This window comes from Arthrobacter sp. Y3225116 (genome assembly GCF_059091245.1).
Window position 1 is genome coordinate 1 of sequence record NZ_JBNHGL010000162.1, and the last position, 6,678, is coordinate 6,678.

Genomic DNA, 6,678 nt, shown 5'->3' on the forward strand with positions numbered 1-6,678 from the left:
GCGGGCGCGGTGCGCCCCGGCGACCTGCGAGATCCGGGCGGCAGCTGACTGCCAGGCGGTTGCGACCCCGGGCGCCATCCGGTGCGAAGTGGTCAGGACCAGCGTGTGCAGCGGCCTGTCCGGTGTGCCGACCAGCCCGGGCAACCTGCCGAGGACATCCGGACGGGCGCCGCGGAACCCCTGGACGACGGTGTCCGGCGAGGCGGCGAACACGGCATCCTGTCCCTCCGCAAGCAAGGCCAGGAGTTCGAAGACCGCGGGATTGGCTTCCTGGAGGTCGTCCGCCAGGATCAGCCGGAGGCGGCTGCGTTCCCGCTCCAGCAAACCGGGATGCTCCAGCAGCAGCTGGCGTGCCGAAGTGATGATGCCGGCAGGGTCGAAGGCCTCGGGCATCCGGAGGTCGATCACGTCACGGTACTCGCGATACAGCCGGGCCGCCGCCATCCAGTCCGCCCGGCCATACTCCGCGCCCAACTGCTCCAGCTGCCCTGCGGTGCTGCCGTACTCGGTCAGCCGGTCGAAGAGCTGGCGGACCTCCTGCCGGAAGCCGCGGGTCGCCAGAGCCTGCTGCAGGTCTTCCGGCCAGCCAACCCCCGGGCCGTAGCCGGCACGATGGCCGGCCAGCAGTTCGGCAATGATCTGGTCCTGCTCGGGCCCGGACAGCAGCCGGGGCGCGCGCTCCACCAGCGGCAGCAGTCCTTCCACCCGTGCCCGTCGGATCAGGTCGAAGGCGTAGGCCGACCAGGTCCTGGTCGGGGAGGTGCCCAGGCTGCGGTTGAGGCGCCCGGTCAGCGCGTCGCGCAGCCGCGCGGCCGCCAGCCGGTTCGGGGCCAGGAACAGCAGGTTCGCCGGGTCAAGTCCGGTTTCCTCCACCCGGCGCACCGCGTGTTCCACCAAAGCGGTCGATTTTCCCGTACCCGGGCCGCCGAGGACCAGCACCGGACCGCAGCCGGCGGGCAGGTCGATGACCTGCGCCTGGTCCGGACTCGGAAGCGGGGCACCGGCTGACCTTGTTTCGGGCCGGACCAGTTGCAGCCCGGCCGACGGCTTGGTCTCGATCATGGCCCCATCCCATCAGTCGGTTCGGACACTTTGCGCCGGAGCTCCTCGATCGCTGCGTATTCTTCAGGCCCGGGCACCCAACGGGCTTCCGCCATGCGCACCCTGGGCGGCCACGCCGCCGGCTCCGCCAGGGGTGTGCCCTCCCGGCGGTACTGCGCCACAGCCTGTTCCATCAGCTCATCGGGCAGGGAACCGTTGGCACGAATGATGCGCCACCACGGAACCCCCGCGCCGTGCAGGGACAGGATCCTGCCGACCAGCCGGGCGCCCCCGGCGTCGAGCAATTCGGCGACATCGCCGTACGACAGCACCCGGCCCCGCGGAATGATTGCGGCAAGGTCGAGGACCGCCTCTACTATCGCCTCGCGCATTACACCAGTGTAATTTAGCGGCCCCGTGCGGCCTGCACCGGCGGGCGGCGGGAGCGGCTTCCACACACCCCGCGGCGCCTCCCCGGGATTGTCCGATCCGCCGGATAGCGTTGCGGACATGAACAGCTGGCATACCGGTCCCCGCGCGGCCTTCGATCTCGAGACCACGGGCCGTGACCCCCACACCGCGCGGATCGTGACGGCGTCCATCGTCCTGGTCGACGCAGCGGGACAGCCGCTGCAGGAGCGGGAGTGGCTGGTGGACCCCGGAGTGGAGATCCCTGCGGAAGCCGCCGCCATCCACGGGATCAGCACCGAACGGGCCCGCAGCGAGGGCCTGCCCGCGGCAATTGCCGCCGCCGGTATCGCCGAGGCACTGACCGGCTACTTCGACGCGGGCATTCCGGTCATGGCCTTCAACGCCGCCTACGATTTCACCGTGCTGGCACGCGAATGCTCGCGGTACGGCCTGCCGGCCCCGGCGGCGTCTCCGGTGATCGACCCGTATGTCCTGGACAAGCAGGTGGACCGCTACCGGCGGGGGAAGCGCACCTTGGGGGCGCTGTGCGAACTTTACGGCGTCCGGCTCGACGCCGCGCACACGTCGGCGGCCGACGCCCTGGCCACCATCGGCGTCGCGGATGCCCTCGCCCGCCGCTACGCAGGATTGTGCATCGGCGCGGCCGAGCTGCATGCCCTGCAGATCGACTGGTGCGCACAGCAGGCGGCAAATTTCGAGGCCTGGCTGCGGCGCAAGGATCCGGAAGCCGTCGTGGACGGGGTCTGGCCGGTGCGCCTGATGCCCGCCGCCGTCTGACCCTGCCCCCACCGGCGCGCGCACCCGCCCGCCCCCTGGCTTCTCGCGGCACTGTCAACTTCGCGTCGCCGTATGACGCAACGTCCCGTCGAATTCTGGCGCGTTGTCGCGGCTGTCATAATTAAACCTTGATGGCGGCACATGCTATGGCGGCTGTCGACGCTCCAGACATCGATTTCCCGAGGTTCCATGATCACCGTTACCGACCTGCGCAAGGTCTACCGCCAAGGCGGCCGCGAAGTGGTAGCCCTGGACGGGGTCAGCCTGTCCGTCCCCAAGGGCACCGTCCACGGCATCGTCGGCCATTCGGGTGCCGGCAAGTCCACCTTGGTGCGCTGCCTGACCCTCCTGGACACCCCGACGTCCGGATCGGTATCGATCAACGGGGCCGAGCTCAGTGCCGCCCGCGACGCCGACCTCAGGTCGGCCCGGCGCCGCATCGGGATGATCTTCCAGCACGCCAACCTGATGGACTCCCGCACCGCCGCCCAGAACGTGTCGCATCCCCTGGAGATCGTCAAGACGCCCAAGGCGTCCATCCGCGCCAAGGTTTCGGAACTGATCAAGCTCGTCGGCCTGGAGGGGTTTGAGGACGCCTACCCGTCCCAGCTCTCCGGCGGCCAGCGGCAGCGGGTCGGCATCGCCCGCGCCTTGGCTTCGGACCCGGACGTGCTGCTCTGCGACGAGCCCACGTCGGCCCTGGACCCGAAGACCACCGACGAAATCCTGACCCTGATCCGTGACCTGACCGAGCGGCTCCAACTGACCGTGCTGGTGATTACGCACGAAATGCAGGTCATCAAGCGCATCTGTGATTCGGTGTCGCTGCTGGAGGCCGGCCGGATCGTCGAACACGGCCCGTTGCGCGAGGTCGCCGCCGACCTGGGCGGCCGCCTCTCGAGCACGCTGCTGCCGCTGCCATCGGCCGAGGCGACCGGCGGGGGCACGATGCTGGAAATCCTCTATTCCGGCGAACGCGCGTCGGAGCCTGTGCTGACCGGGGCTGCCCGGGCCTTCGGCCTGGACCTGAACGTCCTAGCCGGCAGCGTGGAGTCGCTGGCCGGCACGCAGTTCGGCCACTTGCGGATCGAACTGCCGGCCGGGGCGGACACGGCTGCCCTCACCGAGCACCTGGTCGGCCAAGGCGTTGCCGTCCGCGTCCTGCAGGAGGAAGCGGCATGAACTTCATCGACGAACTGACGACCAACCCGGGCATCACCAATGCCCTGCCGGAAGCGATCGGCGAAACGTTGCTGATGGTCGGGGTCTCGGGGGCCTTTACCCTGCTGATCGGGCTACCGCTGGGCATCTTCCTCTACACCAGTGCGCCCGCCGGGCTGCGGCCGATGCCGGTGACGAACCGGATCGTGTCGGACATCATCGTGAACATCACCCGGTCCATTCCGTTCGCCATTTTGATGATCTCGCTGATCCCGCTGGCCCGGGTCATCACCGGCACCTCGATCGGCGCCCTGGCCGCCTGCGTCTCGCTGACCATCGGCACGGTGCCGTTCTTCGCCCGCCTGGTGGAAACCGCGCTGCGGGATGTGAGCTCCGGCAAAATCGACGCGGCCCTCGTCATGGGTTCCACCCGCCTGCAGGTCGTGGCCAAGGTCCTCGTTCCCGAGGCTTTGCCCGGGCTGGTCGCCGCCTTGACGACGACGTTGGTCACGCTCGTGGGCTACTCCGCCATGGCTGGCCTCACCGGCGGCGGCGGCCTCGGCCAGCTCGCCTACAACTACGGCTTCCAGCGGTTCGACACGACCGTCATGGTGGTCACCATCGTGATCATGGTGGTCCTTGTCCAGCTGATCCAGTGGATCGGCGACGCGGTTGCCCGGCGGGTGGACCACCGCAGCGCTTCCACCGCAGGCTCGAAGCGCCGGCGCCATGAGCCGGTAACCGCCGTCTGAAACGCGGCGTCCGCGACGTGTCGGGACAGCGCCGTCCCGCTCCCCCACGCTTCCCGCCCGCCTCACCGGCAGCGGAAGAATGCAGCCAGTAGCCGCTAGCTGCACCACATCCGGGACGAGCCGACCTCGGCCGGCCCGGTCATTCGAAAGGAACGCACGCAGATGCGTAAAGCACTAACGCTCATTGGTACCGGCCTGGCTGCGGCCTTGGCGCTGACGGCTTGCGGTGGCTCCGAATCCACCCCCAGCGCCGAGACCACGCTGGATCCGGCCAATCCCATCACCGTTACCGTCGGTGCCACTCCCGTGCCGCAGGGCCGGATCCTGGAGTTCGTGGATGAGAACCTGGCCCAGGAGGCCGGGATCGATCTGGAGATCAAGGAATTCACCGATTACCAGACCCCCAACATCGCCCTGAGCGACGGCTCGCTGGATGCCAACTACTTCCAGCATCTGGCCTTCTTTGAGCAGCAGGTGGCCGACAAGGGCTACGACCTCGAACATGGCGAAGGCATCCACATTGAGCCGTACGCCGGGTTCTCGTCGAAGCACCAGAGCGTCGAGGACCTTGGCGAGGGCGCAACCATTGCGATCACCAACGATCCGGGCAACCAGCCGCGCGCACTCAAGATGCTCGAAACGGCCGGCCTGCTGACCGGGATCGAGGACGATTCGGCGGCGCTGACGCTGACCGCGGAGCAGAACCCCAAGGGCCTGAAATTCGAGGAGAACCAGCCTGAAATCCTGGTCCAGCTGATCGAGGATCCGAAGATCGACCTGGCCATCATCAACGGCAACTTCATCCTGGATGCGGGGCTGAACACCGACGATGCAGTGGTCGTCGAGTCCTCCGAGAACAACCCGTATGCCAACTTCCTGGCCTGGAACGCCGGCGACGAAAATCCTGCCGTGGCCAAGCTCGAAGAGCTGCTCCACTCGCCGGACGTGAAGAAGTTCATCGAGGAAACGTGGCCCAACGGCGACGTCTTCCCCGCTTTCTAGTCAACAGTCCGGAACCGCCGGCGTGAGCGGCAACGGCTGACGCCAGGAAGGTCCCCGGAAGCTTCGGCTTCCGGGGACCTTCTGTGTCCGGCCCGCCGGTTTCTGGCCGTCGGGCCCGCTCGTCAGCGGCCTCGCCGGACCGGCGCGGGTTCCTCGGCGGAGGTCCTTCCCGACATCACCTGGATCACCACCCAGCCGACAGCCGTGACCGGAACGGCCAGGACGGCGCCGATAATGCCGCCCAGGATGGTTCCCGCGGTCAGGGCCAACAGGATCACCAGCGAGTGCAGGTCCACCGAGCGGCCCATCACCACCGGCTGCAGGAAGTTGCCTTCCAGCTGCTGCACGATGATCACGACGGCGACCACTACCAGCGCGGCCACCGGCCCGTTGGCCACCAGCGCCACCAGGGTCGCCAGCACGCCGGCGATGGTGGCTCCGACGATCGGAATGAAGCCGCCGATGAAAATCAGCACCGAGAGCGGCAGCGCCAGCGGTACCTGCAGGATGAACAGGGCGAGTCCGATGAAGAAGGCGTCGACGGCCGCGACGGTGGCGGTGCCCCGCACGTAGCTTCCCAGCACATCCATGGCCCGAGACCCGGCCAGCTCCAGCTGCGGCCGTTTGGCCGCCGGGAACCAGCTGAGCAGGAAACGCCAGATGCGCGGCCCGTCCTTGAGGAAGAAGAACAGGATCACAGCCATCAGGACAGCTCCGGTGACGACTTCGGCCGCCGTCGACAATCCGCTCAGCGCGCTGCGACCCACCGTGGCGCTGGTCAGGAAGTCGAGCACCCCGGCGAGCGCCTCGTCGATCTGCTGCTGGCTGACCGGCAGCGGGAAGGTGGCCAGGAACTCCTGCAGCTGCATCCACCCCTCGCGGGCGGAGCTGACCAGTTCGTCCGCTTCGCTGCGGACCGCGAAGACGATCCCGGTGATCACGCCGCCGAGCACCACCAGGATCCCGAGGAACGCCGTCGCCGTGGCCAGCGCCGCGGACCAGCCCCAGCCGCGCAGCAGCCTCACCACCGGGCCCACGGCCGCCGCCAGGATCAGGGCGATCAGGACGGGAATGACGAGGAGCCGCAGCTGCAGCAGCCCGTAGATCACCACGACGGCCAGCAGCAGCGTCAGCAGCAGCTGTGCGGAGCGGGTGGCCGTCCGTCCCAGTCCGTCGGACCAGATCGCGCGCGGCGGCATGGGCGCCGGGGCCGGGTCCAACCGTGACTGCACCGGCACGGGAGCGGGCTCCGTCCCGGGCCGCACCGGCGGCGGCCCGACCTCCGGGCGGAGCGTCTCGGCGTCGTCCGCGGCCTCCGGGCGGAGCGTCTCGGCGTCGTAGTCTTCCGGTGTTTGCCTGCGCCTGGAGAACAGGCCCATCTGCACTCTCCTGGGTTCGCGCGGCGGTCCCGTGTACCGCCGTCAGCATCAGTCTGCCATGCCTCCGTCCCCGGGACCGGGCCGCAGCCGGACGACGAGCCCCGTCCGCCGCGCCGGAGTTGCGGTCAGGCCGG

At 68.9% G+C, this 6,678-nt stretch carries 7 protein-coding genes; 4 read left to right on the forward strand and 3 right to left on the reverse strand.

Translation table 11 applies throughout. The features are described 5' to 3' along the window. The coding region (locus AC5RV2_RS13120; protein ID WP_494092691.1) for a UvrD-helicase domain-containing protein at positions 1-1,062 on the reverse strand (1,062 nt) is incomplete at its 3' end. Continuing rightward, entirely contained in the window at positions 1,059-1,433 is a 375-nt protein-coding gene (locus AC5RV2_RS13125) for an MGMT family protein (RefSeq protein ID WP_494092692.1), read from the reverse strand. The genes AC5RV2_RS13125 and AC5RV2_RS13120, both read right to left, overlap by 4 nt. A 118-nt stretch (positions 1,434-1,551) precedes the next feature. Between AC5RV2_RS13125 and AC5RV2_RS13130 the strand changes: the two genes are divergently transcribed. The 4 genes from AC5RV2_RS13130 (at position 1,552) to AC5RV2_RS13145 (ending at position 5,165) form a co-directional block, all read left to right on the forward strand. Then, a complete protein-coding gene (locus tag AC5RV2_RS13130) occupies positions 1,552-2,250 on the forward strand; it encodes a 3'-5' exonuclease (RefSeq protein WP_494092693.1) in 699 nt (232 codons plus the stop codon). Between the two features lie 189 nt (positions 2,251-2,439). Then, entirely contained in the window at positions 2,440-3,432 is a 993-nt protein-coding gene (locus tag AC5RV2_RS13135; RefSeq protein WP_494067307.1) for a methionine ABC transporter ATP-binding protein, read from the forward strand. Next, positions 3,429-4,163 carry a methionine ABC transporter permease gene (locus AC5RV2_RS13140; RefSeq protein ID WP_494012550.1) on the forward strand — a complete coding sequence of 245 codons (735 nt, stop codon included), beginning with the start codon at positions 3,429-3,431 and terminating at the stop codon, positions 4,161-4,163. The genes AC5RV2_RS13135 and AC5RV2_RS13140 overlap by 4 nt, the downstream gene beginning before the upstream one ends. 162 nt (positions 4,164-4,325) lie before the next feature. Continuing rightward, positions 4,326-5,165, forward strand: a complete 840-nt coding sequence (locus AC5RV2_RS13145; protein ID WP_494092694.1) for a MetQ/NlpA family ABC transporter substrate-binding protein — start codon at positions 4,326-4,328, stop codon at positions 5,163-5,165. A 122-nt stretch (positions 5,166-5,287) separates the two neighbouring features. Here AC5RV2_RS13145 and AC5RV2_RS13150 read toward each other — a convergent pair whose 3' ends face one another. Beyond that, the gene (locus AC5RV2_RS13150; RefSeq protein ID WP_494092695.1) at positions 5,288-6,544 is read right to left on the reverse strand and encodes an AI-2E family transporter; all 1,257 of its coding nucleotides are present in this window, start codon (positions 6,542-6,544) and stop codon (positions 5,288-5,290) included. Positions 6,545-6,678: the final 134 nt, after the last annotated feature.

What these genes read in the sequence shown, in the direction of transcription:
- AC5RV2_RS13150 (WP_494092695.1), bottom strand. Translation starts at nt 6,544, where the DNA reads ATGGGCCTGTTCTCCAGGCGCAGGCAAACACCGGAAGACTACGACGCC.
- AC5RV2_RS13140 (WP_494012550.1), top strand. Translation starts at nt 3,429, where the DNA reads ATGAACTTCATCGACGAACTGACGACCAACCCGGGCATCACCAATGCC.
- AC5RV2_RS13145 (WP_494092694.1), top strand. Translation starts at nt 4,326, where the DNA reads ATGCGTAAAGCACTAACGCTCATTGGTACCGGCCTGGCTGCGGCCTTG.
- AC5RV2_RS13135 (WP_494067307.1), top strand. Translation starts at nt 2,440, where the DNA reads ATGATCACCGTTACCGACCTGCGCAAGGTCTACCGCCAAGGCGGCCGC.
- AC5RV2_RS13125 (WP_494092692.1), bottom strand. Translation starts at nt 1,433, where the DNA reads ATGCGCGAGGCGATAGTAGAGGCGGTCCTCGACCTTGCCGCAATCATT.
- AC5RV2_RS13130 (WP_494092693.1), top strand. Translation starts at nt 1,552, where the DNA reads ATGAACAGCTGGCATACCGGTCCCCGCGCGGCCTTCGATCTCGAGACC.